Here is a 23,038-nt window from a genome sequence, read left to right as displayed (position 1 = left end):
CCGTCGCCCTCCCCGGCCCCCGTTTCCGCCCCGGCACCCCCCGGCGCCTCCCCCTCGGGCCGTCAGCTGCGGGAACGGGCTCGCGAGCGGGTCAACGCGAGGGCGCCGCCGCCCGCCAGCAGGAGGGCGAGCGCCCCGGCCGCGATGTACGGGGTGGCGGAGCTGCCACCGGTCTCGGCGAGGTGCTCGGTGGGGGTGACGCCGGCGTTGTTGGTCTTGATGCCACCGGCGTCGCTCGGCTTGGCCGAGGGCTGCTCCGAAGGCCGTTCGCTGGGCTGCCCGGTCGGCTCGTCCGTCGGCTCGTCCGTCGGCTCGTCCGTCGGAACCGTGCCCCCGGGCGTCTCGCAGGCGGCTTCGGCGAGGGTGACCGTGCCGTTGACCTCGGCGACACCGAGCTTCAGCGGGTCGACCTCCACGTGCAGTTCGAGGGCCGTCGCCGCGGCGCTGCGACTGGCGGTGGAGGTACGGGAGAGGTCCAGGGTGACCTGCCCGACGCCCGGCACCCTGACCTGGGTCCGACCACCGGCCGACAGGGTCGTCTTCTTCCCGAAGACGGTCACGTGGCCGAGGACGTTGGACGTGGCGACCGGCTGCTTCCCCACCTCGCACAGCGCCCTGGACGTCACCTCCTCGACCTCGACGAGGGAGAGCAGCGGGATGCCGGGGACGTGGACCCGGGCCCTGACCAGGTTGACGTGCCCCTCTGCCTTCCCTTCGTCCACGGTCGCGTCCGAGGTGGCGACGTCGGCCCTCAGGAGGTCGATCGGCTTCCCGCCCTCGGCCCCCTGCACCTTCACGGAGAGCGCGGTCTCGTCGTCGCTCTCCGGCGCCTCGACCTCGTTGAGGGAGGCCCGCACCGGTACTTCCACGGCCTTGCCCAGGAGGGAGACGTCGAGGCCGGCCCGCAGCACTGAGGCGGTGGCACGCCCTTCGCCGCCCGAGGCGTGCGCCACCGGAGCCGCCAGGAGCACGGGGCCGACGGCCAGGGCGGCGACGGTCACGGCAGCGGCAGTACGGCGCACCGGCATGCGGAAGGTGTTGCTGTTCACGATGGTGGAACCCCCACGGAAGACATGGCGTCGCCGACCGCTCACCTCGGGGACGGTGGGTCGCTGCGGCTCCGGCGACTTGAGACACCGAAATCTTTACGCACGGAGAGTGAACCGACAGTCGCCTGGGGTGAGTTCACCCCAACGGGGGGTTTCCGTGTTCATTTTCGATTCTTTTCGGCACAACCGTTCCCGCCCCCCCCGCACGCCTCGTACGGGGCGGCCCACACGGCTTGGGTGGAAACGATCCACGATGCGGTCGGGTCACGGAACGTCAACCCGGCGCGCACGCACGGAGAGAGGGGTCACCGCGCCGAAATCGTCAGCGGCACCGCACCCCTCGACGCTCACCGATCCGGAAGGACCACCACTTCGACGAGTTCCCGAACGAGCCCTTCGGAGACGGGATCGCCGGTGACGAGCAGTCTGAGGTAGACCGGGCCGAGCAGCAGGTCGACGGCCAACTCCACATCGGGAAGATGCAGCCGCCCCTGTTCCTCGGCCCGCCGCAGCACCTGCCGGAGGATGGTGCGCCGTTCCCGCTCCACCTCGTGCAGCGCCGCGGCGAGTTCGGGGGATCGGGGTCGCTCGCTGACCAGCCCGGCGATGACGCGGCCGAGTTCGGTGCCGGTGAGCAGGCGGACGGTGTTGGACAGCACGGTGACGAGGTCCGCCCGCACGTCGGCGGTGTGCGGGGCTTCGGGATTGGCCAACGCGAAGGAGTGCCGCACCGCGGCGGCGATCAGCTCGGTGCGGCCCTTCCACCGCCGGTAGACCGTGGGCCGGGAGACGCCCGCGCGAACCGCCACCGCGTCGACCGACACCCCCGCCGCCCCGCCCTCCGCCAGCAGTTCGACCGCGGCCCGCAGGATGCGCGCCGAGGCCTCGTCGCTGCGCGGTCGCCCCGCCGCGGACGCCCGCTCAGCCACCGGCCACCGCCCCCCGGGCGGCAACGGCCCCGTCGTACGCGACGAAGCCGTCTTCGATCCCCATGGCGACCTGCTTCACCACGACGTACGGGACCGAGAAGAGCTCGGTGTCCCGGACCGCCTCCCAGAACATGTAGTAGGCGGAGAGGTCTTCGGTCTCGACGAAGAGGATGTCGCTGTAGTCGGCGCAGAAGGCCTCCGAGTCGAACCAACGGAGACGGACCCCGTCGGCCCGGGCGGCGAGGGCCCTGACCGCCTCCCAGGTACGGGCCCGCTCGCTGCGCTCCAGACGGAGCCAGGCGGGCTGGAACTGCAGCATGTTCATCACCACGTACGTCACGACGCTCCTCGCGCTGGATGGGACCCCTGGGGTCGTGGAATTAGATTACACTACTGCTCTGTAATTTAATTTCCACACGAGGAGGTCGGCATGTCCGGTACGGATCGCACGGGAATCGCCGTGATCACCGGTGGCACCGCGGGCGTGGGCCTGGCACTGGCCCGAAGGCTCGCGGAGCGCGGCGAGCGGGTCGTCGTCTGCGGCCGCGACCGGGACCGCCTGGCCGCCGCCGACGCCCTTCCGGGGATCGAGGCCGTCCGGTGCGACCTCTCGGTGGAGAGCGAGGTGGTCTCCCTGACCGAGCAGTTGCGCACCAGAGGGGGCATCAGGCTCCTGGTCAACAACGCGGCGGTCCAGTTCGAGTACCGGCTGACCGCACACGACCCCGCCGACCTGCTCCGCACCATGGACACGGAGATCGGGACCAATCTGGCCGGCCCGGTCAAGCTCACCGCGCTCGCCCTGCCCCTGGTGCTGCCGGGGGGCCTGATCGTCAACGTCACTTCGGCGCTGGCCCTGTCCCCGAAGCGCAGCGCTCCCCTGTACTGCGCCACCAAGGCCGCGCTGCGCAGTTACACCACCGCCCTGCGCCACCAACTCGCCGAGGACGAGCGGGGCATCCGGGTCACGGAGGCCGTGCTGCCCCTCGTCGACACGGCCATGACGGCCGGCCGGGGCAGCGGCAAGATCAGCCCGGAACGGGCGGCCGCGGAACTGCTGCGGGGCATGGACCGCGCCCGACCCGTCATCCGCGTGGGCAAGGTGCGCGCCCTGACCGTGCTGCACCGGTTGTCGCCCGCGCTGGTGGCACGTCTGCTCCGGGACGGCTGACCGCACCACCGGAAGTCGGCCCGCCCCCGCACGGTGCGGCACGCGCTCCGCCCACCGGCTCGACCGGGTCACGCCAGCCGAGCAGCACCTCCCGGTCGGCCGTGGTCACGTCCTTCCGGCCGGCGGCGAACCGGTCCACCACGGTCGACCCGTCCGGCAGGCGTGATCGAAGGATGAACTGATCGGCGACCCGGATCGCCTCGCCCTCGTCCAACAGCCCTTCAGGCCCGGCGGCCTCCAGCAGGAGGTGCGTCAACCAGCGGTCGAAGCGGGCGCTCTGCGCGAAGGTGACCAGCCGCCCCTTACGATTCGGCGCTGCGCTCGACGAGATCGCCCCATGAAGGTTCGTGGGCACCCCGATGCGCGCCCCGTGCGGCCTCAGCCACGTTCAACCCTTTCGTACGAGCCGGTTCCGCATGAAGTGATAGGTGTCCGGCCTCAACCGGCCCAGTGGCGGTACGCCTCGATCCACTCCGCCCCCTCGGGAGCGGGGCTGGGCAACGGCAGATCCAGGATCCCGATCGACTGCCGGACGCGACCGCGAGAGCACGAGGCGACGATCCTGCCGTCGGGCGTGAGGTCGAAGCCGCGCACCGTCACCTCGACGCCGAGAACCGTGGTGGTGAAGGGCAGAGCGAGGTGTTCCTCAAGCATGGTGAACAGACCGGTCCGCTGCTCGTCCTCGCCGTAGGCGTCCACCGTGACCTCGTCGATCATGGCCTCAAGCTCGGCCCTGTCCAGCATGCCCATGACGCCACGGTAGCGGCCCGCATCGCGACGTCAGCGTGGCTTCCCCATCTGCTCCGTCGGCACATCCGTGACAGCGGGAGGTCCGCGTATCGTCGGGGTCATGCGTCTGAGCACAGTGATCCTCCCCATCCACCGGTGGGCCGAAGGACAGAAGATCTGGCGGCGGGCCGAAGACCTCGGCTTCCACGCCGCGTACGCGTACGACCACCTGTCCTGGCGGTCGTTCCGGGACGGGCCGTGGTTCGGCGCCCTCCCCACCCTCACCGCCGCGGCGACCGCCACCGGGCGGATGCGCCTCGGCACCCTCGTGACCTCAGTCAAGCCTTGTCCACCCATCACGGTCTGACCTGGGAAGACGTGCGTCAGGGGCGTCTTGGTCCCGCCCGGAGCAGATCAGATCGCGATGAGTCGGACGCGGTTACCGCACAGCTTGGCCATGTCGTCGACGTCCGACGTGAGCATGGCCACCGGGCCTGGCCGGCGGAGCGCCAGCTCGGCGACAGTGGCATCGATCGCGTACTTGTGGCCGTGCAGTCCGGCCTCTTTCAGCAGCCCGGCGGCGGCCCTGGCCGCCTGCTCGGTCACCGCTTCGACCTTGACCTGGGAGAGGATCCAGTTCAGTCGGGCGGTGTTCACCCGGGCGTGCATGACCTCCACGACGGTGTTGGCGCAGACAACGAGATCGGCAGCCATCGAATGGAAGGACCGGATCATCGCGAGCACGGCCCGGTCCTGCGAGATCCAGGCGGACAGCCCTTGGGAGTCCAGTACGACGGTCTCGATGCGGTGGTTCACGCGGCGCTCGCCGGCTCCTCGTGCTCGGCCGGGCCGAAGATCCTGGCCTGGGCCGCGGCCAGCTCCTCGTCGGTGAACGCGCCGTGCTCCTCCTCGTAGCGGCGCAGCTCCTCACCGAGCAGCTGGTGTCTGATCTGGCGGGCGACCGCCTCCGCGACGTAGCCGGAGACGTTGTCCGTGAGCCTCTTCAGCTCCGCCACCTGTTCGGTGGGCAGAGTGACCGTGATGCGGGTCGTATCAGCCATGGAGTCAGCATACTGCGGTATGCGCGCCATCTCCCGGGCTTCTCCGCATCGGCACGCGATCCCGACACGCCGTGCCAGAGACCGCAGTTTGCCGGGTACCGGCAGCCTGGGGCCGCCGTAGCGGCAAGGAGCGGTCCTACCCCGCCCGGCACGGGAGACGGATCATGGCAGCGGGCGGAGAGTGCTTCGGGCCGATCTCCGTCCGTCGGCAGGAGGGGAGCCTGTGTCACGCACACGCAACGTCGTCCGTCCTTCGGTGGCGATACCGCCTTGGCCGGTGGCCGGACCGGTCGCGGCCGTCATCGCCCTGCCGGGCGGGGCGGCGGCAGGAGCGCTTCTGGCCGGAGGCGTGATGTGGTTGCTGGGCCTCGGTGACGGTAGTGAGACGGCGTACACCATCGGAGGTGCCCTCGGCCTGTGGATCACCTGGTGGCCGTTGCTCCGCGCCGTGCGGGCCCATCGCCTCTGGGCCTGGGCCGGTGCTCTCGTCGCGGCCGTCCTGGTCGCGTTGGCCGCCGTCTCCTCATCGGGAGAGTTCGTCCGGCCCGTATGGTCGGCCCCGCATGACACCCAGGCCGGTGCGTTGGCTGTGGGCAGCTGGCACGATGCCGACGTCGTCGTTCGGGTACGGGAAGACAGAGCAACCGCGTTCCGGGTCGACGACGGCAGTGTCGCGTGGAGTTGGAGCCCTCCAGGCCGGGAGACGATCTGCACACTGAGCCGTCGGACCTCAAGAGGTATCGGTGTCATCGGACACACCACGGACGGCCCGTCCTGCTCGGCCGCGACCGCCCTGGACGTGGGCACGGGGCGGGAGATCTGGCGCTCCTCCATGGCACCGGTGGGCCGCATCCTGGAAGAGCCGGTGCCCGACCTGCTCGCGGTCACCAGTGAGACCGTGGTCCTGCCCGAGGAGCGGGGGTGGCGGGCCGTCCGACTGTCGGACGGGAGCGACCGCTGGCGCGCCGCGAGCAAGGAGGGCTGCTCCCCTCTTCTTTCCGACAGCGACGACAGCACCGTGGTCACCGTCGATGAGTGCGGTGAGCGCGCCGCACCCACCCTGGCCACGTACGCGGGTCACGACGGCCGACGACTCAGCAGCGGCCACGTGCCCGCTGTCGGCACCCCGCGGTTCCTGATGGTCCTGGCGGTCACCCCCCTGACCCTCTGGGCGCACGAGGGAGATCTGCGCGGTACCCGCGCGGTGCTCCGCTACGACGAACGGGGAGACGTCCGTGTCACGCTGCCGACGGACGGACCCACGGGGGAGATCCGGATCCTGCCCGGATACTCCGGCGCCTACCTCGACGTGCTGAAGGCCCGGCCGGTCCGCTCAGCCGCTGTGATGGGCGACACCTTGGTGGCCGCCGAGGTGCGACCCGGTGACCGGCGGTGGGTGTCCAGCGGAAACAAGCCGGGATACCAGGCGACACGGGGCCGGATATCCGGGTTCTCCCTGACCAGCGGCACCCGGCTCTGGAGCATCGACACCGACGACGAGATCGAAGGGGTGATCCGCCACAAGGACGAGATCTGGGCGATCGGCGGCAGCGAGCTGACGGCCGTCTCCCCCGGTACCGGTCTGCGGACCCACCAGATCGCAACGCGGGACACCCGCAGCGGGTTCCCCGCTGACCTGTGGATCCTCGAATCGGGCGGGTACGCCTTGGTTCACGCGGACGGAGGCAGCGCGGCACCCGTCACCGTTCTGCGCTGAACGCCACCCGGCCGCCCCCTCAAGGACGCCACGCCGTCGGCAGTGCAGGCGTCATCGCTCTGCTCGTGGTCCGGCCCGGCGGCTCTTGGGGATCGGACCCCTGGCGCTCAGGTCTCCTGGGCTTAGGGTCGTCACCATGCGACTGAGTACTGTGATTCTGCCCATCGACCGCTGGCACGAGGGAGGCGGCGAGAAGTGGCGGCGTGCCGAGGAGCTCGGCTTCCACGCCGCGTACACGTACGACCACCTGTCCTGGCGTTCCTTCCGGGACGGACCGTGGTTCGGCGCGATCCCCACGCTCACGGCCGCGGCGACCGCCACCGGGCGGATGCGCCTCGGCACCCTCGTGACCTCCCCCAACTTCCGGCACCCGGTGACCTTGGCCAAGGAACTGATCACGCTGGACGACGTCTCCGGCGGGCGGGTCACGCTCGGTATCGGGGCCGGGGGGAACGGCTTCGACGCCACCGCGCTCGGCCAGGAGGCGTGGACGCCGAAGGAGCGGGCGGACCGGTTCGGCGAGTTCGTGCCGTTGCTCGACCGGCTCCTCACCGAGGGGGCGGTCTCGCACGAGGGCGACTTCTACTCGGCACAGGAGGCGCGGAACGTCCCGGGCTGCGTCCAGCGGCCCCGGCTCCCCTTCGCCGTGGCGGCCACCGGGCCGCGCGGGCTGAAGCTGGCCGCCCGGTACGGGCAGGCATGGGTGACGACCGGCGACCCGAAGCTGTACGAGACGGGCACCCCGGAGCAGTCGGTGGCGGCCCTGCGCGGGCAGGTCGAGAGGCTCGGCAAGGCGTGCGCGGAGTTGGGTCGGGACGTGGCCGGGCTGGACAAGGTCCTGCTCCACGGCTTCACCCCGGACCGGAACGGACCGCTGGAGTCCGTGGACGCCTTCGTCGACTTCGCGGGACGCCACCGCGAGCTCGGCTTCACCGAGATCGTGGTCCACTGGCCGATCCCCGACTCGGACTTCGCCACCGACCCGGCGGCCTTCGAACGGATCGCCACCGAAGCGGTCGCCCAGCTCGACTGAGCGCCCGAGCCGTTCGCCGCCCCGCACCCCGTGGGGCGGCGGGGCACGTGCGGGCGGCTCACCCCCGCGTCCACCCCACTGCTTCGGCCCTCCCGGACTCCTGTAGTTTAATTTAGGCCAGCCTAACCTAACAAGGACTGGTCGTACGGGTACGACGGACAGGAACGGGATCGGGGTCTCCGTGAGCATCGAGGTCTACCGGGACGCCTGGGGCGTTCCCCATCTGCGCGCCGCGGACCCGGACGAACTCGCCTTCGCCCAGGGGCGGACCACCGCCCACGACCGGGCCTGGCAGTTGGAGGTCGAGCGGCACCGGGCCCGGGGCACCACCGCCGCCTTCCTCGGCCCCGCGGAGCTCGGCTGGGACGTCTTCGCCCGGCAGGCCCGGCTCGCCGACACCGCCCGCCGCTGCTTCGAGCGGCTCGAAGCGACCGATGCACCCACGGCCTCTTGGGTCCGCGCCTACGTGTCCGGGGTCAACGACGGGCTCCCGGAAGGGGCGGGCCGTGCACCCGAGTTCGCGGAAGCCGGACTGGCTCCCGGTCGCTGGGAACCTTGGACCCCGCTCGCCGTATGGCTCTCCACCCACGTCCTCTTCGCCGGCTTCCCCACCAAGCTGTGGCGGGAGGAGGTGGCCCGACGGCTCGGCGAGGAGTGGACGGAACTCTTCGCCACGGACGGCCCCGGCACCGCCGGTTCCAACGGCTGGATCGTGTCGGGCGACCGGACCGCCACCGGGGCCGCCCTGGTGGCCGGCGATCCGCACCGGTTCATCGAGGCCCCCGGCGTCTACCAGCAGGTCCGACTCGCCTGTCCCGCGTACGACGTGGTGGGCCTCGCCGTGCCGGGCGTCCCCGGCATCGCCCACTTCGGTCACACCGGGCCGGTGGCCTGGGCCATCACCAACGCGATGGCGGACTACCAGGACCTGTACCGGGAGCGGTTGCGCCGGCTCCCCGACGGGAGCACGGTGGCCCTCGGCCCGGACGGTTGGGCCCCGGCCGCCGCACACACGGAGACGATCGAGGTCGCGGGTGCCGAGCCGGTCGTGATCGAGGTGGTCGAGACCGCGCGGGGTCCGGTGATCATCGGCCTGGACGGAGAGCCCGACCCCACCGATCCGACCGGCACCCGGGAGGCCATCAGCCTGCGGCATCCGCCACGGGTCACCGGCGAGCTGGGCTTCGGGACGCTGCCCGCACTGCTGCGCGCCCGGACCGTCGCCGATGTGGACGCGGCCCTCGACGGCTGGGTCGAGCCGGTGAACGTCGTCCAGGCCGCCGACACCCGGGGCGGCCTGCTCCATCGGGTCGCCGGCCACGTGCCCGTCCGGGGCCGTGCCAACTCCCTGCGGGTCGTGCCCGCCTGGGACCCGGCGCACGCCTGGGACGAACGGCCCGCGTCGCTCCCCCGCGCCGAGGTGCACGGCCACGCCGTCATGGCCAACGCCCGGGACCTGGCCGCCCCCCTGGGCGTGGAGTTCGCCCCGCCGCACCGGGCGACGCGGATCGACGGGCTGCTCGGTGCCTCGGCGTCCTGGACCGCAGGGGCGATGGCCGCGATCCACACGGACACCGACAACCCCTCCGCGGCCCCCCTCCTGGAGGCGGTGCGACGCGCGGGGCAGGACCCGACGGCCGTCGCCGACCGCCTCTCCCCCGCCGGCGCGAACGTGCGGGAGCAACTGCTCGGCTGGAACCGGCGGATGGACGCGGACAGCCAGGACGCCGGACTCTACGCAGCCGTGCGCGGGGCCGTCGTGCGCCGGCTGGCCGGGCACCGGGCCTTCGCGGCACTGCGCGAACCCGCCCCGTACCCCGAGCTGTTCCGCCCCTGGCTGGCGCTCGGGCCCCGGGTCGCCTTCGCCCTGGAAACACTGCTCGTGACCGGCCCCGTGCCCGCCGGGGACGTCGACCGGATCGTGGGCGAGGCGCTCGACGAGGTCGGCTCCGGCGGACCGCCCGCGGCCTGGGGCGTGACGCACCGGCTCGCCCCCTGGCAGGCGCTGCCCGATCCGGACGACGAGCGGTGGCCGGGGCTCGGCGGGGACCACGACTGCGTGCTCTCCACGTCCAGTGTGCCGGGGTGGACCGATCGCAGCGCCCGCGCCTCCGCCGCCCGGTACGTGTGGGACCTCTCCGACCGCCGGCGGAGCCGCTGGATCGTGCCGTTCGGCGCATCGGGCGTTCCCGGCGACCCGCACCACCAGGACCAATTCCCCCTGTGGTTGCGGGGCGAGCTCGCCCCCGTCACCACCGACTGGCAGCACCTCACCGAGGAACCAAGGAGCAGGGCATGACCGCCGCCGCACACGTCCAGGCCGTCGAGGGCTTCGGGACCGTCACCATCCGCCCCGTCGACCCCGAGGGCGACGCCCCGCTCATCCACGGCTGGGTGAACGAGGAGCGGGCCCGGTTCTGGGGCATGCTCGGGACCACCCTCGAACAGGTCCGGGAGGTCTACGGGCACCTCGACTCGCTGACCACCCACCACGGCTACCTCGTCGACCGGGACGGGGAGCCGGTCGCGCTCCTCCAGACGTACGACCCCGCGGCCGACCGGGTCGGCGAGTGCTACCCGGTGCGACCGGGGGACATCGGCCTCCACCTGCTCATCGCGCCGGGCCTGGCCCCCGAGCCCGGCTTCACGGGCCGGTTGCTCATCGCGATCGTCGCCTTCTCCTTCAAGGACCACCACCGGATCGTGGTCGAACCCGACGCGGCCAACGAGAAGGCCGTCGCCCGCATGCGACGGGCCGGCTTCGAACTGGGCCCCGAGGTGGTGCTCCCCGAGGTGGACCTGCCCGAGGTCTTCATCCCGGAGAAGCGGGCGCGGCTCGCGTTCCTGAGCCGCTGATCCCGCCGGGGGTCAGGCCAGGACCCGGCCGTTGACGACGACCCGGCGCGGCGCGGCGAGGACGCGCACGTCCGCACGGGGGTCTTCGCCGTAGACGACCAGGTCGGCCGGGGCGCCCTCCTCCAACGAGGGCCGGCCGAGCCAGGCCCTGGCCCCCCACGTGGTGGCGGCGAGCGCCTCGATCGGCGGGATCCCCGCCTTGGTGAGCTCCTCGACCTCCTCCGCGACCAGGCCGTGGGCGAGGGAGCCGCCCGCATCGGTGCCGACGAAGACGGGCACGCCCGCGTCGAAGGCCGCGCCGACGGTGTCGTAACGGCGCTCGTGCAACCGGCGCATATGGGCCGACCAGCGGGGGAACTTCTCCTGACCGCCGTCGGCGAGGTGCGGGAAGGTCGCGATGTTCACCAGCGTCGGGACGATGGCCACGCCCCGCTCGGCGAAGAGCGGAATCGTCTCCTCGGTGAGCCCGGTCGCATGCTCGATGCAGTCGATGCCGGCCTCGACGAGGTCCCGGAGCGAGTCCTCGGCGAAGCAGTGCGCGGTGACCCGGGCGCCGAGCCGGTGCGCCTCGGCGATGGCCGCCTCGACCTCGGGGCGCGGCCAGCAAGCGGTGAGATCGCCCGCTTCCCGGTCGATCCAGTCGCCGACGAGCTTGACCCAGCCGTCACCGCGGCGGGCTTCCCGACCGACGTACGCGACGAGGTCGACGGGCTCGACCTCATGGGCGTAGTTGCGGATGTAGCGGCGGGTGCGGGCGATGTGGCGGCCCGCCCGGATGATCTTGGGCAGGTCCTCGCGCCCGTCGATCCAGCGGGTGTCGGAGGGCGAACCCGCGTCCCGGATCAGCAGGGTCCCGGCGTCCCGGTCGGCCAGGGCCTGCTTCTCGCTGGTGGCCTCGTCGACGGGGCCGTGCCGGTCGAGACCGACGTGGCAGTGGGCGTCGACGAGTCCGGGCAGCGCCCACCCCTCGACGGTCACCGTCTCGGCGGCGGGCCGGTCGAAGGTGATCCGCCCGTCGACGCACCACAGTTCGTCCCGTACGTCCTCCGGGCCGACGAGCACCCGCCCCTTCACGTGCAGCACCTCGTGATCGCTCATGCCTGCACTGTACGAGGGCGGGAACACCGCCGGGGCGAGGGAGGGGCCCCGGGGCCGGGGTGCCCGAGGGGCTGTGCCACACGGCCGGAAGGGAGCGCGCACGGAGAGCGGCTCCCGGGGTCGTGCGGTCACCGCTCGGTACCCTGATCAGGAGCTTCGCCCGTGTCGAAGCGAGTCGCACCGAACCGAAGAAGGCACCGCCGTGACCGTGACACATCCGCTGCTGGACCTGGCCCCGCTGACCGCCGCGCGCTTCGCGTCCATCGAGCGCCGGGTGGCCGCCCTGCTCTCCACGGAGCAGGACGTGGTGATCACCCAGGGCGAGGCGCTGCTGCCGCTGGAGGGGTGCATCCGCAGTGGCGCGCGGGCCGGTTCGACCGCGCTGAACGTGGTCACCGGTCCGTACGGGCAGACCTTCGGGAACTGGCTCCGGGACTGCGGTGCGACGGTCGTCGACCTGGTGGTGCCCTTCCACGCGGCGGTGACGGCGGAGCAGGTGGAGCGGGCGCTCTGCGAACACCCGGAGATCGACTTCGTCTCGCTGGTGCACGCGGAGGCGGCCACCGGCAACACCAACCCGGTCGCCGAGATCGGTGGGGTCGTGCGGGCGCACGGCGCGCTGTTCTACCTGGACGCGGTGGCGTCGATCGGCGCCGAGCCGGTGCTGCCGGACGCCTGGGGCGTCGACATGTGCATCATCGGCGCGCAGAAGGCGATGGGCGGGCCCGCGGGGGTGTCCGCGGTGTCGGTGAGCGAGCGGGCGTGGCAGCGGTTCGCCGCCAACCCGGCCGCGCCGCGCCGCTCGTACCTCTCCCTCCTGGACTGGAAGGAGCGCTGGATCGACGGGGGCCGCAGGACGCTGCTCCACGCCCCGGCCCAGTTGGAGATGCTGGCCCTGGAGGCCTGTGTGGAGCGGATCGAGTCGGAGGGGCTGACCGCGCTGACGGCTCGGCACGCCTCGGCGGCGGCTGCGACCCGCGCGGGCGCCCTGGCGCTGGGCGGTGGTCTCGAACCGTACGTGCACCGCGAGGAGGACGCGGCCCCGGTGGCGACGACGCTGCGGGCTCCCGCGGGCGTCGACGCCTCGGAGCTGGTGACGAAGGCGCTGGCGACGGATGCGTCGGTGCCGCTGGTCGCGGGCGGTGGTGCACTGTCCCGGGAGATGATCCGGGTCAACCACTACGGCGTGGACGCGAGCCCGGAGGCGGTGCTGTCGTCGCTGGCCGCCCTGGGGACGGCGCTCGATGCTGCGGGACGGGCGGTGGACCCGGAAGGTGCGCGCCGGGCGGCTGCGGGGGCCTGGGGGTAAGCGGCGCGCGGAAGGGGCGGAGGCCGGACGCCGGGCCTCCGCCGGGCATCAGCCCGCCAGCGCCTCCAGGGCGCGGTCCACGTCCGCCGCGGTGTTGTACAGGTGGAAGGAGGCCCGCAGGTTGCCCGCACGGGTCGAGAGCAGGACGCCCGCTTCATGGAGGGAGTCCGCCCGGTCCCCGAGACCGGGAACGGCGACGACCGTCGAGTCGTCCATGACCGGCACGTGCCCGAGGTCGAGGAGCCCGGAGCGGAAGCGGGCCGCGAGTCCCTTGTCGTGGGCCTCGATCCGTTCGATGCCGATTTCCTCCAGGAGGGCGAGCGAGCGGGCCGCCCCGTGGTACGGGAGGAAGGCCACCGGCTCGTCGAAGCGGCTTGCGGAGCGGGCCAGTTCGCGGACCGGTCCGTAGACGTTCGCCCACAGCTCCTCACCGGTGACCCAGTTGGCGTGGATCGGGAGCAGCGAGTCCTGCGCCTCCTCGGTGACGGTGAGGAAGGACGCCCCGCGCGGGCAGAGCAGGTACTTGTAGCCGCCGGTGACCGTGTAGTCCCACCGTCCCGCGTCGAGCGGCAGCCAGCCCGCGGACTGGGTGGCGTCCAGGAGGGTGCGGGCACCGTGGGCGGACGCCGCTTCCCGGACCGCCGCGAAGTCCGCCGTGCGTCCGTTCGCGGATTGGACGGCGGAGAAGGCGACGAGTGCGGTCTCGGCACGGACGGACTCGGCCAGTCGCTCCAGCGGAACGAAGCGGGTCTTGAGGTCGCCGCGGATCGTGAACGGGGTGATGAGCGAGGAGAAGTCCCCTTCGGGGAACAAGACCTCGGCCCCGGCCGGCATCGACTGGGCGATCATTCCGCAGTGGACGGCGACCGAGCTGCCGACGGCGACGCGTTCGGGGGCGACGCCGGCGATGCGGGCGAAGGCGGCACGGGCCTGGGCCACCACTTCGAAGCTGCCGGCGCCGCCCGGTCGGCCGTCGGCGGTCTCCTGGGCGAGGAGCGTGACGGCTTCGACGGTCCGGCGGGGCAGGAGTCCGCAGCTGGAAGTGTCCAGATAGGTGCGCTTGGGCGCGAACTCGGCTCCGCCGAGCGGCTGGTCAAGGGGGTCCATGCCCCCCAGCCTGGGCTCCCCGCGATCACCCGTCAATGGCGGCCTGACCGTGGGGAATCTCCAAGCGCTGCTTATCTCTGCAGGTCAGAGCAGTGACCGGGGGTGGTCACTGCTGAGGAACCTCGCAGGTTCCGTCCGGGCCGCAGACCTCCGCACCGGCGCCGACCGGCTGCAGGACGCGTCCCTGCCAGGCCTGCTCCAGGGCTTGGGTGAAGACTTCGGCGGGCTGGCCGCCGGAGACGCCGTAGCGTCGGTCCAGGACGAAGAACGGGACGCCGTTGGCACCGAGTTCGGCAGCCTCGCGTTCGTCCTCCCGCACCGCCTCGGCGTAGGCGGACCCATCGGCGAGGACGGCGCGCACCTCGGTCTCGTCGAGGCCCGCCTCGATCCCGAGGGCGACCAGGGTCTCCGGGTCGAAGACGGAGCGCTCCTCGGCGAAGTTGGCCCGGTAGGCCAGGTCCAGGAGCTCGCCCTGCCGTCCGCGCTCCTTGGCGAGGTGGAGCAGGCGGTGGAGGTCGAAGGTGTTGCCGTGGTCGCGCCCCTCGGTGCGGTAGTCGAGGCCCTCCGCGTGCGCGTTCGAAGCGACGTGCGCCTCCATGGCGCGGGCTTCGTCGAGGGTGCGGCCGTACTTCTTCGCCAGCATCTCCAGGACCGGTCCCGTGTCGCCCTTGGCGCGGTGCGGGTCGAGCTCGAAGGAGCGGTGCACGACCTCGACGTCGTCGCGGTGGGCGAAGGCCGCGAGCCCCTTCTCGAAACGTGCCTTGCCGATGTAGCACCACGGGCAGGCGATGTCGCTCCATATCTCGACGCGCATGGGTGATCTCTCCGAAAGGGGTCGGGGTGGTGTTCTTCCCCGCGGGGAACACCACGGCGGGCCGGTTCATTCCGCTCCTGGCCGTCCGGTCGGGCGCTCCGGGGAGCGCCGGTCCGGGGAGCGCCGGTCCGGAGGGGAGGTCGCGCAGCGTTGCGGCGGGCGGCGCGGACATGAAGGTTCACTGAGAAACGGGCCACATCCGGAACATCCCCCACGTGCCCGTTCGTCCCCATGGGTGCGATGAACAAGACGATCAGGAACGCGTCGGTCTTCGTGCTGGTCCTGGTGCTGGCCCTGCTGGGGCGGGCGACCTGGGTACAGGCGTACGAAGGCAAGGCGCTCGCGGACGACTCGAAGAACCGGCGGAAGACCATCGCGCAGTACGCGCAGCCGCTCGGGAACATCGTCGTGGCCGGCTCCCCGGTCACCGGCTCGACGAGGACGGAGGGATCGGACCTCGCGTACAAGCGGACCTACACGGAGGGCGAGCTGTACGCGGCGGTCACCGGTTACAGCTCGCAGGCGTACGGCGCCACCCAGCTGGAGGGCATCTTCTCCGACGTCCTCGACGGCACCGACGACCGGCTGAAGAACCCCTTGGACGCCGTCACCCGCAAGCAGCAGGAGCCGGGCACGGTCGTCACCACGATCGACCCGGACGTCCAGGAGGCCGCCTACCGGGCGCTCGGGAGCAAGAAGGGCGCGGCCGTCGCCGTCGACCCGGCGAGCGGCCGGATCCTCGCCATGGTCTCCACCCCGTCGTACGACCCGTCGAAGATCGCCGGGACGAACGACGGGGACGTCTGGAAGGAGCTGACCTCCGACGAGGACAAGCCGCTGGTCAACCGGGCGCTGCGGCAGCCGCTCCCCCCGGGTTCCACCTTCAAGCTGGTCGTCGCGGCGGCGGCCCTGGAGAACGGCCTGTACGGCTCCGTGGACGTGGCGACGGAGAGTCCCGACCCGTACACCCTGCCGGGCACCCGGACCGTGCTGAAGAACGAGAACCCCTCCGCCCCCTGCGAGAACGCCACGATCCGCACCGCGCTGCAGTACTCCTGCAACAACGTCTTCGGCAAGATGGCCGCCGACCTGGGGCAGGACGAGGTGCGGGCGATGGCGGAGAAGTTCGGCTTCAACGACGCCGAGAGGGACGTCCCGGTCCGCGCCTACGCGAGCGTCTACCCGTCCGGCATGGACGCGGCGCAGACGGCGCTCACCGGCATCGGCCAGTTCGACGTGACCGCCACCCCGCTCCAGATGGCCCTGGTGTCGGCCGTGCTCGCCAACGACGGCCTGCTCGCCGCTCCGCACATGGTCTCGGAGGTCGTCGACTCCGACGGCGACCCGCTCCGGACGTACCGGGACGGGGACGCGGAACGGATCGTCTCCGCCTCGACCGCGGAGCAGTTGCGGAGCGCGATGGTGACCGTGGTGGAGAAGGGCACCGGCACCAATGCGGCCGTGGCGGGGGCCGAGGTCGGCGGCAAGACCGGCACCGCGCAGCACGGCGAGAACAACAGCAAGACCCCGTACGCCTGGTTCACCTCTTACGCGAAGGACCCCTCGACGGAGAAGCAGGTCGCCGTCGCCGTGATGATCGAGGACTCGGGCGCGGCCCGTTCCGAGGTCAGCGGCAACGGACTGGCCGCGCCGGTGGCGCAGAAAATGATGGAGGCGGCGCTGAAGTGACGTGCGACGGGGAGCGACTGGCCGCGGGGCCCCGTCACGCGATATGCAGGATCACGCTCCTCGTCGAGCACACATTCGACGTGCCGAACCTGCTGTCACCTCGCGGAGGATCCCGTGCGCCTGCCCCGTTCCCTGTCCGGCTGGACCATGGCGGTCTTCGGCGTGCTCGCCGCCGCCCTGGGCGTGGTGGGTCTGGTCACTCCGGACGCACTGCTCACGGTCATGGGCTTCGAGCCCGTCCCCGCGGGCGGCCGTGCGGACGGGGACCACACCCTGGTCTTCCTGACCGCTTCCTCGATGGCCGCGCTCAACATGGGCGTCTACTACGTCCTGGCCTCCCTCGCCGACTGGAAGCCCTTCTTCCGTTGGACGGTTCCGTTTCGGCTGCTGACCTGTGCGGTCTTCACCCTGGCGGTCGCCACCGGCCGCGCGCCCACCGGCTTCCTCGGGGTCGGGCTGTGGGAGGGGCTCGGCGCCGTGGTGACCGGGGTCGCACTGCGGTACGAGGCGCGCGGGGGCGGCGAACGGTGACCCCCGGCGATCGGTCGTGCGCGGCGGCCCCGGCCGCGCTGCGGCCCGCTCCGGCGCCTGCACACCGGCCCGGCGCCCCGTGGACGGGGCCGACGGCGCCGGTGCGACACCGCTCGCGTAGGGCGATCACCGGATGCCCCGGCACCGGTGGTGGGGACGTCGCACCCGTTTCCTAGGTGTATTGCCCGGTCCGCGCGGCCCTCCTCGGGCGACAGCCTTCGGCCATGCGCGGGTAGCCGGTCGCGGCCGGCGTGTTCGCACGGCTGCGGGTCCGTGAGGTGCCGCCCGCCCGGCCGGAGGTCCGGAGCTGGCGGCGGGAGACCGCCGAAGGCGTGCGGCTGTTGCGCACCTCGCGCGCACGGCGGCGACTGGTGGCGACGGGTGCGTTCACCATGGTGCTCACCGGGGTGAACGGGGCCGCGCTCTACGCCGTGGTGGACGGTGGGCTCGGGAAGCCGCCGGCGTACGTCGGGGTCCTCTACGCAGCGCAGGGCCTCGGTTCGATCCTTGCCGGTCTGCTCACGGGTCCGCTGTTGCGCCGGGTTCCGGAGCGGACGCTGGCCGTCGTCGACCTGGCGCTCTTCTCGGTGGCGGTGGGGGTGCGGGCCCTGCCCCGCGGGGCCACGGCCCTCGCGGCGAGCGTGGTGATCGGCCTGGGGTTGCCGTGGGTGCTGATCGCGGTGACGACGGCGGTCCAGCGGGAGGCCCCGCCGGAGGCCGTCGGGCGGATGGCGGCGACCGCACACGCCCTGGTCATGGCGTCGACCGCCCCGGCCATGGCCCTCGGCGCCGGTCTGGTCGCCGTGGTCGACGTCCGGGTCCTGCTGCCGCTGCTCGCCCCGGCGGGCCTCGGCAGGGTCGTCGCGCTGCTCCTCGGGGCGTACCGTGGCGGGCTCCTGGTGCGGGGCGGCTGACCGGCAGGGAGCATGGAGGAAGGCGCGTGGCGCGGCGGGAGGAGGGCAGTGTGACGGCCGGTTCCTTCTCTGGGACGACAGGACGGTTGGGGTTGCCCCTGGACGGCAAGGGGCTCCTCGACGTGCTCGGGGTCGCGGCCGTCGTCGTGGACGGCCAGGGACGGATCGTGCTGTGGAGCCCCCAGGCCGAGGGGCTCTTCGGTTTCCGCGCCGACGAGGCCCTCGGGCAGTACGTGGCCCGGCTGATCGTCGGCGAGGAGCACCGCGAGGAGGCCGTGCGCCTCTTCCGCGAGGTCCTGCACGGCGGTGCGACCTGGGCGGGGACCTTCCCCGTGCGGCACAAGGACGGGTCCACCCGACGGGTGGAGTTCCGCAACATGCGGCTCACCGACGACCTGGGCGGTCTGTACGCCCTGGGGGTGGCGGCCGACAGCGCGGCCGTCGAGCGGATCGAGACCGAGCTCGCGCTCTCCGACCGGCTGGTCTCCCAGTCGCCGATCGGCCTCGCCGTGCTCGACACCGAGCTGCGCTACGTCCTGGTGAACCCGGCCCTGGAACGGATCAACGGCATTCCGGCCGAGCTGCACCTCGGACGGCGGATCGGCGACATGCTGCCGATGCTCGACGCCATGGCCCTCGACACCGCGCTGCGGACGGTGCTCACCACGGGGACGCCGCTGCTCGACCAGGCCACGGTGGGGCGGACGCCCGCGGACCCGGACCACGACCACGCCTGGTCCGTGTCCCTCTACCGGTTGGAGGGTTCCGAGGGCCGGGTCCTGGGCGTCGCCGCCTCGGTGATCGACGTGACCGAGCGGCACCGGGCGGACGCCGCCGCGGACCGGTCCCGCCGGCGGCTCGCGCTCGTCGCCGACGCCTCGGCCCGGGTGGGCACCACCCTGGAGGTGGAGCGGACGGCGGACGAACTGGCCTCGGTCGTGGTGCCGGAGCTCGCGGACGTCGCCGCCGTCGACGTCCTGGACTCCGTGCTGGCCCTGCGCAGGCCGGGGGCCCCGGAGGAGGGTCCGGCGCTGTTCCGGGCGCTCGCCGTGAAGGCCGAGGGCGATACGGAGGCCCTGCCGGCGGCGGACCCGCCCGGGGAGGTCGCCATGTACGGGGCCGACCGGCTCGTCACCCGGTGCGTGCACACCGGGCGGCCCGTCCTGGTGGAGCACGTCGGCCCCGGGGACCTGTCGCGGATCGCCCGGAGCCCGGAGGCCGCCGAGCTGCTCGCCAGGGCCGGGGTCCACTCGTACCTGGCGGTGCCGCTGATCGCGCGCGGCGAGGTGCTGGGCGCGCTGGACCTCAAACGGGACCGGAACGCACTGCCCTTCGACGGCGACGACGTGTTGCTCGCGACCGAGCTCGCGGCCCGCGCCGCCGTCAGCATCGACAACGCCCGCTGGTACCAGAGCGTGCGGAACTCGGCGGTGACGCTCCAGCGGAGCCTGCTGCCCGTGGTGCCGCCGGAACGGGCGGGCCTGGAGGTCGCCGCCCGCTACCAGCCGGCGCACGCGTCCAGCGAAGTCGGGGGCGACTGGTACGACGTGATCGCGCTGCCCGACGACAAGACGGCGCTCGTCGTCGGGGACGTCATGGGCAGCGGCATCGACGCGGCGGCGACGATGGGCCGGCTGCGGACCGCGACCTGTGCGTTCGCGGACCTCGACCTGTCCCCCGCACAGGTGCTGCGGCACCTGGACCGGATCACGGCGGGGCTGGAGCACTACATCGCGACCTGTCTCTTCGCCGTGCACGATCCGGTGCGACAGCGCTGCCGGATCGCGAACGCGGGCCATCTTCCGCCCGTGCGGATCCCGGTGGACGGACCGGCGGAGTTGGTGCGGCTCTCCACCGGGGTGCCGCTGGGCGTCGGCGGCGGCACCTTCCGGACGGCCCGGGTGCCGTTCCGCCCCGGGGACCGCCTGGTGCTGTACACGGACGGGCTGATCGAGACCCGCGCCGATGCGATCGACGAGCGGCTCGCCCTTCTCGTCGGCCTCCTGGACGAGGCACGCGGGCCCCTGGAGGAGACCTGCGACCAGCTGCTCACGGCGCTGCGCCGGCCGGGCGCGCCGGACGACGTGGCCCTGTTGATCGCTCGGAGCACGGGATGATCCGGGGCCGTGGACGGGTCTGGCGCAGGTGGCGGGGGCGGAAACGGGTGGGCGGAAACGGCGCGGAGAAGGGGCGGGGCACGGGGCTGCGGAGCGTCGCGGGTCAGGTGTTCGCGCTGGAGGCGCTGATCGCGCTCCTGGTGATCGCGGTGGCTGCCTTCGTGACGTTCCAGCAGGAGCGGCGGGACACCGAGCGGGACGCCCGGGTCCGTTCGCTCGCGGTCGCCGAGGCCTTCGCACACGCACCCGGCATCGACACGGCACTGGCCTCGCCCGATCCGACGGCGGAGCTGCAGAAGCGGGCGGAGGCGACCCGGCTGGCCACGGGCGTGGACTTCATCGCGGTGCTGAGCCCCTCCGGGGTGCGGTACACCGACTCCCAGCCGGAGCTGATCGGCCAGAAGGCGACCGGTGACCTCTCGCGGGCCGCGGTGGACGGGGAGTCGTTCACGGAGCTCTTCCGCGGAGCGCCGAACGACGCCGTGCGGGCCGTGGTCCCGGTGGTGGACGCACAGGGCAGGATCGTGGGCCTGGTCAGCAGCGGCATCGAGGTCGAGAGCATTGCGCACGCGGTGGAGGAGCGGCTGCCGTTGCTCCTCGGCGCAGCCGGCGGTGCCCTGGCGGTGGCGGTGGGCGGCGCGGCGTTGGTGAGCCAGCGGCTGCGGCGACAGACGCACGGCCTGGGGCCTGCGGAGATGACCCGGATGAAGGAGCACCACGAGGCGGTGCTGCACGCCGTGCGGGAAGGCGTGCTGATCGTGGACGCCGACCACCGGCTGCTGCTCGCCAACGACGAGGCGCGCCGGCTGCTCGGCCTGACGGCGGCGGCGGAGCGACGGCACGTCTCGGAGCTCGGTCTCGATCCGCGGACGGTGGAGCTCCTGGAGTCGGGGCGGGCCGCGACCGACGAGGTGCACCGGGCGGGCGACCGGCTGCTCGCGGTGAGCGTGCGGCGGACCTTGCCGCACGGTTCGGAGTCCGGGTGCGTGATGACGATGCGGGACACCACCGAGCTGGCCGCCGTGACCGGGCGGGCCGCGGTGGCCCGTGGCCGTCTGCAACTGCTGTACGAGGCGGGGGTGCGGATCGGGACGACCCTGGAGGTCGTGCGCACGGCGGAGGAACTGGCGGAGGTCGCGGTGCCCCGGTTCGCGGACTTCGCGACGGTGGAGCTGCCCGAAGCGGTGTTGCGCGGGGAGGAGCCGCCGCAGGCCGCGTCGGCCTCCACCGAAATGCGGCGGACGGCGTTGAGCGGGCTGCGCCCCGACCAGCCGCTCCAGCCGGTCGGGGACGTCGTGCGCTTCGACGTCCGCAGCACTCCGATGGCGACGGCGCTGCACGCGGGCCACGCGGTGGTGCAGGCGGAGCTGGCCTCGGCGGAGGGGTGGCGGGCGCAGGACCCGGAGGCGGCGGCGCAGGCCCTGGCGTACGGGATGCACTCGCTGCTCACGGTGCCGCTGCTGGCCCGTGGGGTGGTGCTGGGAATGGCGAACTTCTGGCGTGCGGACACTCCGGAGCCGTTCGGGGAGGAGGACCTGTCGTTCGCGGAGGAGTTGGCGGCGCGGGCGGCGGTCGCGATCGACAACGCGCGCAGGTTCACACGGGAGCACGCGATGGCGGTGACGCTCCAGCGGAGCTTGCTGCCGCGGGTGCTGCCCGAGCAGAGCGCGGTGGAGGTGGCGTACCGCTACCTCCCGGCGAAGGCCGGAGTGGGGGGTGACTGGTTCGACGTGATCCCGCTGCCGGGCGCACGGGTGGCGCTGGTGGTGGGGGACGTGGTGGGACACGGTCTGCACGCGGCGGCGACCATGGGGCGACTGCGGACCGCGGTGCACAACTTCTCGACCCTGGACGTGCCGCCGGACGAGCTGCTCGGCCACCTCGACGAGCTGACCGGCCGGATCGAGGACCGCGATGCGGAGGAGACGGACGGCGAGGGAAGACGGCGGGACGAGGGCATCACCGGCGCGACCTGCCTGTATGCGATCTACGACCCGGCGTCCGGGCTCTGCACGGTGGCGAGCGCGGGGCACCCCGGTCCGGCCCTGGTGGGTCCCGACGGGCGGGTCGAGTTCCCCGAGCTGTCCCCGGGCCTGCCGCTGGGGCTCGGCCTGGGGGACGTGCCGTTCGAGGCGACGGAGCTGCGACTGCCGGAGGGGAGCAAGCTGGTGCTCTTCACGGACGGGCTCCTGGAGGACCGCGGTCGGGACCTGAACGCGGGACTCGGGCTGCTGCGGTCGACGCTCTCCCGGCCGGACCGGAGTCCGGAGCAGACCTGCTCGGACGTGCTGGCGACGCTCCTCTCACCGGCGCCGCGCGACGACATCGCCCTGTTGGTGGCACAGACCCGACTGCTCGATCGGGAGCGGATCGCGGAGTGGACGGTGCCGCGGGACCCTTCGGCGGTCTCTCCGGTGCGGAACGCGGCGGCGGCGAAGCTCTCGGAGTGGGGCCTCGACGGGCTGGCGTTCACGGCGGAGCTGATCCTCAGCGAGCTGATCACCAACGCGGTGCGGTACGGCGCCGACCCGGTGACGGTGCGGCTCCTGCACGACCGGACGCTGATCTGCGAGGTGTCGGACGGCAGCAGCACCTCGCCGCACCTGCGGCACGCGGCGGCGACGGACGAGGGCGGGCGGGGGCTCTACCTGGTCGCCCAGTACGCGGAGCGGTGGGGCACGCGGTACGCCCGGCGCGGCAAGACGATCTGGGCCGAGTTGCGGGTGGGCGCGGAGGACGCCGAGCCGATGGCGGTGGCGGTGCCGGACCTGGACGCGCTGGAGGACTTGGCCTGGTGACGCCTCGGTGCGGGTCCCGGGGGTACCCGGTGCGCGGGAGCGGAGCCCTCGCCGCTTCGGCAGGGCTCCGGGGCGGGGCCGGCCGGGAGCAGGGCGTGTGGGCCCCGGCCGGACTG

Annotated in this window: 20 protein-coding genes and 1 pseudogene; 12 read left to right on the top strand and 9 right to left on the bottom strand. The window is 72.8% G+C overall.

The window, feature by feature from the left end; genetic code table 11:
• Positions 1-62 precede the first annotated feature (62 nt).
• The 3 genes from ACFW22_RS01310 to ACFW22_RS01300 all read right to left on the bottom strand — a co-directional run bounded on the left by ACFW22_RS01310 (position 63) and on the right by ACFW22_RS01300 (position 2,318).
• Entirely contained in the window at positions 63-1,049 is a 987-nt protein-coding gene (locus ACFW22_RS01310; protein WP_386397063.1) for an SCO1860 family LAETG-anchored protein, read from the bottom strand.
• A gap of 347 nt (positions 1,050-1,396) precedes the next feature.
• The gene (locus ACFW22_RS01305) at positions 1,397-1,978 is read right to left on the bottom strand and encodes a TetR/AcrR family transcriptional regulator (RefSeq protein ID WP_386397061.1); all 582 of its coding nucleotides are present in this window, start codon (positions 1,976-1,978) and stop codon (positions 1,397-1,399) included.
• On the bottom strand, positions 1,971-2,318 hold the full coding sequence (locus ACFW22_RS01300) for a darcynin family protein (protein ID WP_386397058.1): 348 nt from the start codon (positions 2,316-2,318) through the stop codon (positions 1,971-1,973). Before ACFW22_RS01300 ends, ACFW22_RS01305 begins: the two co-directional genes overlap by 8 nt.
• A 90-nt stretch (positions 2,319-2,408) precedes the next feature.
• Between ACFW22_RS01300 and ACFW22_RS01295 the strand changes: the two genes are divergently transcribed.
• Positions 2,409-3,149, top strand: coding sequence for an SDR family oxidoreductase (locus tag ACFW22_RS01295; protein ID WP_386397055.1), 741 nt, complete (start codon positions 2,409-2,411; stop codon positions 3,147-3,149).
• A 438-nt stretch (positions 3,150-3,587) separates the two neighbouring features.
• On the opposite strand, the gene ACFW22_RS01290 is transcribed toward ACFW22_RS01295, so the two are convergent.
• Positions 3,588-3,899 (bottom strand): calcium-binding protein, encoded by a 312-nt coding sequence (locus ACFW22_RS01290; protein ID WP_386397053.1) that lies wholly within the window; start codon positions 3,897-3,899, stop codon positions 3,588-3,590.
• 100 nt (positions 3,900-3,999) lie between these two features.
• Here ACFW22_RS01290 and ACFW22_RS01285 point away from each other — a divergent pair.
• A pseudogene (locus ACFW22_RS01285) lies at positions 4,000-4,242 on the top strand (LLM class flavin-dependent oxidoreductase); the annotation flags it as partial.
• Between the two features lie 50 nt (positions 4,243-4,292).
• Here ACFW22_RS01285 and ACFW22_RS01280 read toward each other — a convergent pair.
• Positions 4,293-4,694 (bottom strand): DNA-binding protein, encoded by a 402-nt coding sequence (locus tag ACFW22_RS01280; protein WP_386397051.1) that lies wholly within the window; start codon positions 4,692-4,694, stop codon positions 4,293-4,295.
• On the bottom strand, positions 4,691-4,939 hold the full coding sequence (locus ACFW22_RS01275) for a hypothetical protein (protein WP_360220940.1): 249 nt from the start codon (positions 4,937-4,939) through the stop codon (positions 4,691-4,693). The genes ACFW22_RS01280 and ACFW22_RS01275 overlap by 4 nt, the downstream gene beginning before the upstream one ends.
• A 223-nt stretch (positions 4,940-5,162) precedes the next feature.
• On the opposite strand from ACFW22_RS01275, the gene ACFW22_RS01270 reads away from it, so the two are divergent.
• From ACFW22_RS01270 to ACFW22_RS01255, 4 genes are all read left to right on the top strand, one after another.
• Complete coding sequence (locus ACFW22_RS01270) at positions 5,163-6,656, top strand: hypothetical protein (protein WP_386397047.1); 1,494 nt, start codon at positions 5,163-5,165, stop codon at positions 6,654-6,656.
• Positions 6,657-6,792: 136 nt separating this feature from the next.
• Positions 6,793-7,689: an LLM class flavin-dependent oxidoreductase gene (locus ACFW22_RS01265; protein ID WP_386397044.1), complete on the top strand. Its 897-nt coding sequence runs from the start codon at positions 6,793-6,795 to the stop codon at positions 7,687-7,689.
• A 181-nt stretch (positions 7,690-7,870) separates the two neighbouring features.
• Positions 7,871-9,988 carry a penicillin acylase family protein gene (locus ACFW22_RS01260; protein ID WP_386397042.1) on the top strand — a complete coding sequence of 706 codons (2,118 nt, stop codon included), beginning with the start codon at positions 7,871-7,873 and terminating at the stop codon, positions 9,986-9,988.
• Entirely contained in the window at positions 9,985-10,545 is a 561-nt protein-coding gene (locus ACFW22_RS01255) for a GNAT family N-acetyltransferase (RefSeq protein WP_386397039.1), read from the top strand. Before ACFW22_RS01260 ends, ACFW22_RS01255 begins: the two co-directional genes overlap by 4 nt.
• A 12-nt stretch (positions 10,546-10,557) precedes the next feature.
• Here the strand turns inward: ACFW22_RS01255 and ACFW22_RS01250 are convergent, their stop codons facing one another.
• Entirely contained in the window at positions 10,558-11,643 is a 1,086-nt protein-coding gene (locus tag ACFW22_RS01250; protein WP_386397037.1) for an amidohydrolase family protein, read from the bottom strand.
• Between the two features lie 208 nt (positions 11,644-11,851).
• Here ACFW22_RS01250 and ACFW22_RS01245 point away from each other — a divergent pair, with 208 nt between their 5' ends.
• On the top strand, positions 11,852-12,952 hold the full coding sequence (locus tag ACFW22_RS01245; RefSeq protein WP_386397104.1) for a pyridoxal-phosphate-dependent aminotransferase family protein: 1,101 nt from the start codon (positions 11,852-11,854) through the stop codon (positions 12,950-12,952).
• A gap of 48 nt (positions 12,953-13,000) precedes the next feature.
• On the opposite strand, the gene ACFW22_RS01240 is transcribed toward ACFW22_RS01245, so the two are convergent.
• Both ACFW22_RS01240 and ACFW22_RS01235 read right to left on the bottom strand, forming a co-directional pair.
• Positions 13,001-14,059 (bottom strand): aminotransferase class V-fold PLP-dependent enzyme, encoded by a 1,059-nt coding sequence (locus ACFW22_RS01240; protein WP_386397034.1) that lies wholly within the window; start codon positions 14,057-14,059, stop codon positions 13,001-13,003.
• 106 nt (positions 14,060-14,165) lie between these two features.
• Positions 14,166-14,873: a DsbA family oxidoreductase gene (locus tag ACFW22_RS01235; protein ID WP_386397032.1), complete on the bottom strand. Its 708-nt coding sequence runs from the start codon at positions 14,871-14,873 to the stop codon at positions 14,166-14,168.
• A 240-nt stretch (positions 14,874-15,113) separates the two neighbouring features.
• Between ACFW22_RS01235 and ACFW22_RS01230 the strand changes: the two genes are divergently transcribed.
• From ACFW22_RS01230 to ACFW22_RS01210, 5 genes are all read left to right on the top strand, one after another.
• Positions 15,114-16,562 (top strand): peptidoglycan D,D-transpeptidase FtsI family protein, encoded by a 1,449-nt coding sequence (locus ACFW22_RS01230; RefSeq protein WP_386397029.1) that lies wholly within the window; start codon positions 15,114-15,116, stop codon positions 16,560-16,562.
• Positions 16,563-16,709: 147 nt separating this feature from the next.
• On the top strand, positions 16,710-17,093 hold the full coding sequence (locus tag ACFW22_RS01225) for a hypothetical protein (RefSeq protein WP_386397101.1): 384 nt from the start codon (positions 16,710-16,712) through the stop codon (positions 17,091-17,093).
• A 251-nt stretch (positions 17,094-17,344) separates the two neighbouring features.
• Complete coding sequence (locus ACFW22_RS01220) at positions 17,345-18,007, top strand: MFS transporter (protein WP_386397027.1); 663 nt, start codon at positions 17,345-17,347, stop codon at positions 18,005-18,007.
• Between the two features lie 50 nt (positions 18,008-18,057).
• Positions 18,058-20,124: a SpoIIE family protein phosphatase gene (locus ACFW22_RS01215; protein ID WP_386397025.1), complete on the top strand. Its 2,067-nt coding sequence runs from the start codon at positions 18,058-18,060 to the stop codon at positions 20,122-20,124.
• Positions 20,121-22,922, top strand: a complete 2,802-nt coding sequence (locus ACFW22_RS01210) for a SpoIIE family protein phosphatase (RefSeq protein WP_386397023.1) — start codon at positions 20,121-20,123, stop codon at positions 22,920-22,922. The genes ACFW22_RS01215 and ACFW22_RS01210 overlap by 4 nt, the downstream gene beginning before the upstream one ends.
• Positions 22,923-23,038 lie beyond the last annotated feature (116 nt).

Source organism: Streptomyces sp. NPDC058872 (assembly GCF_042743065.1).
Taxonomy (GTDB): Bacteria; Actinomycetota; Actinomycetes; order Streptomycetales; family Streptomycetaceae; genus Streptomyces.
This window is presented reverse-complemented; position numbering and strand designations above follow the sequence as displayed.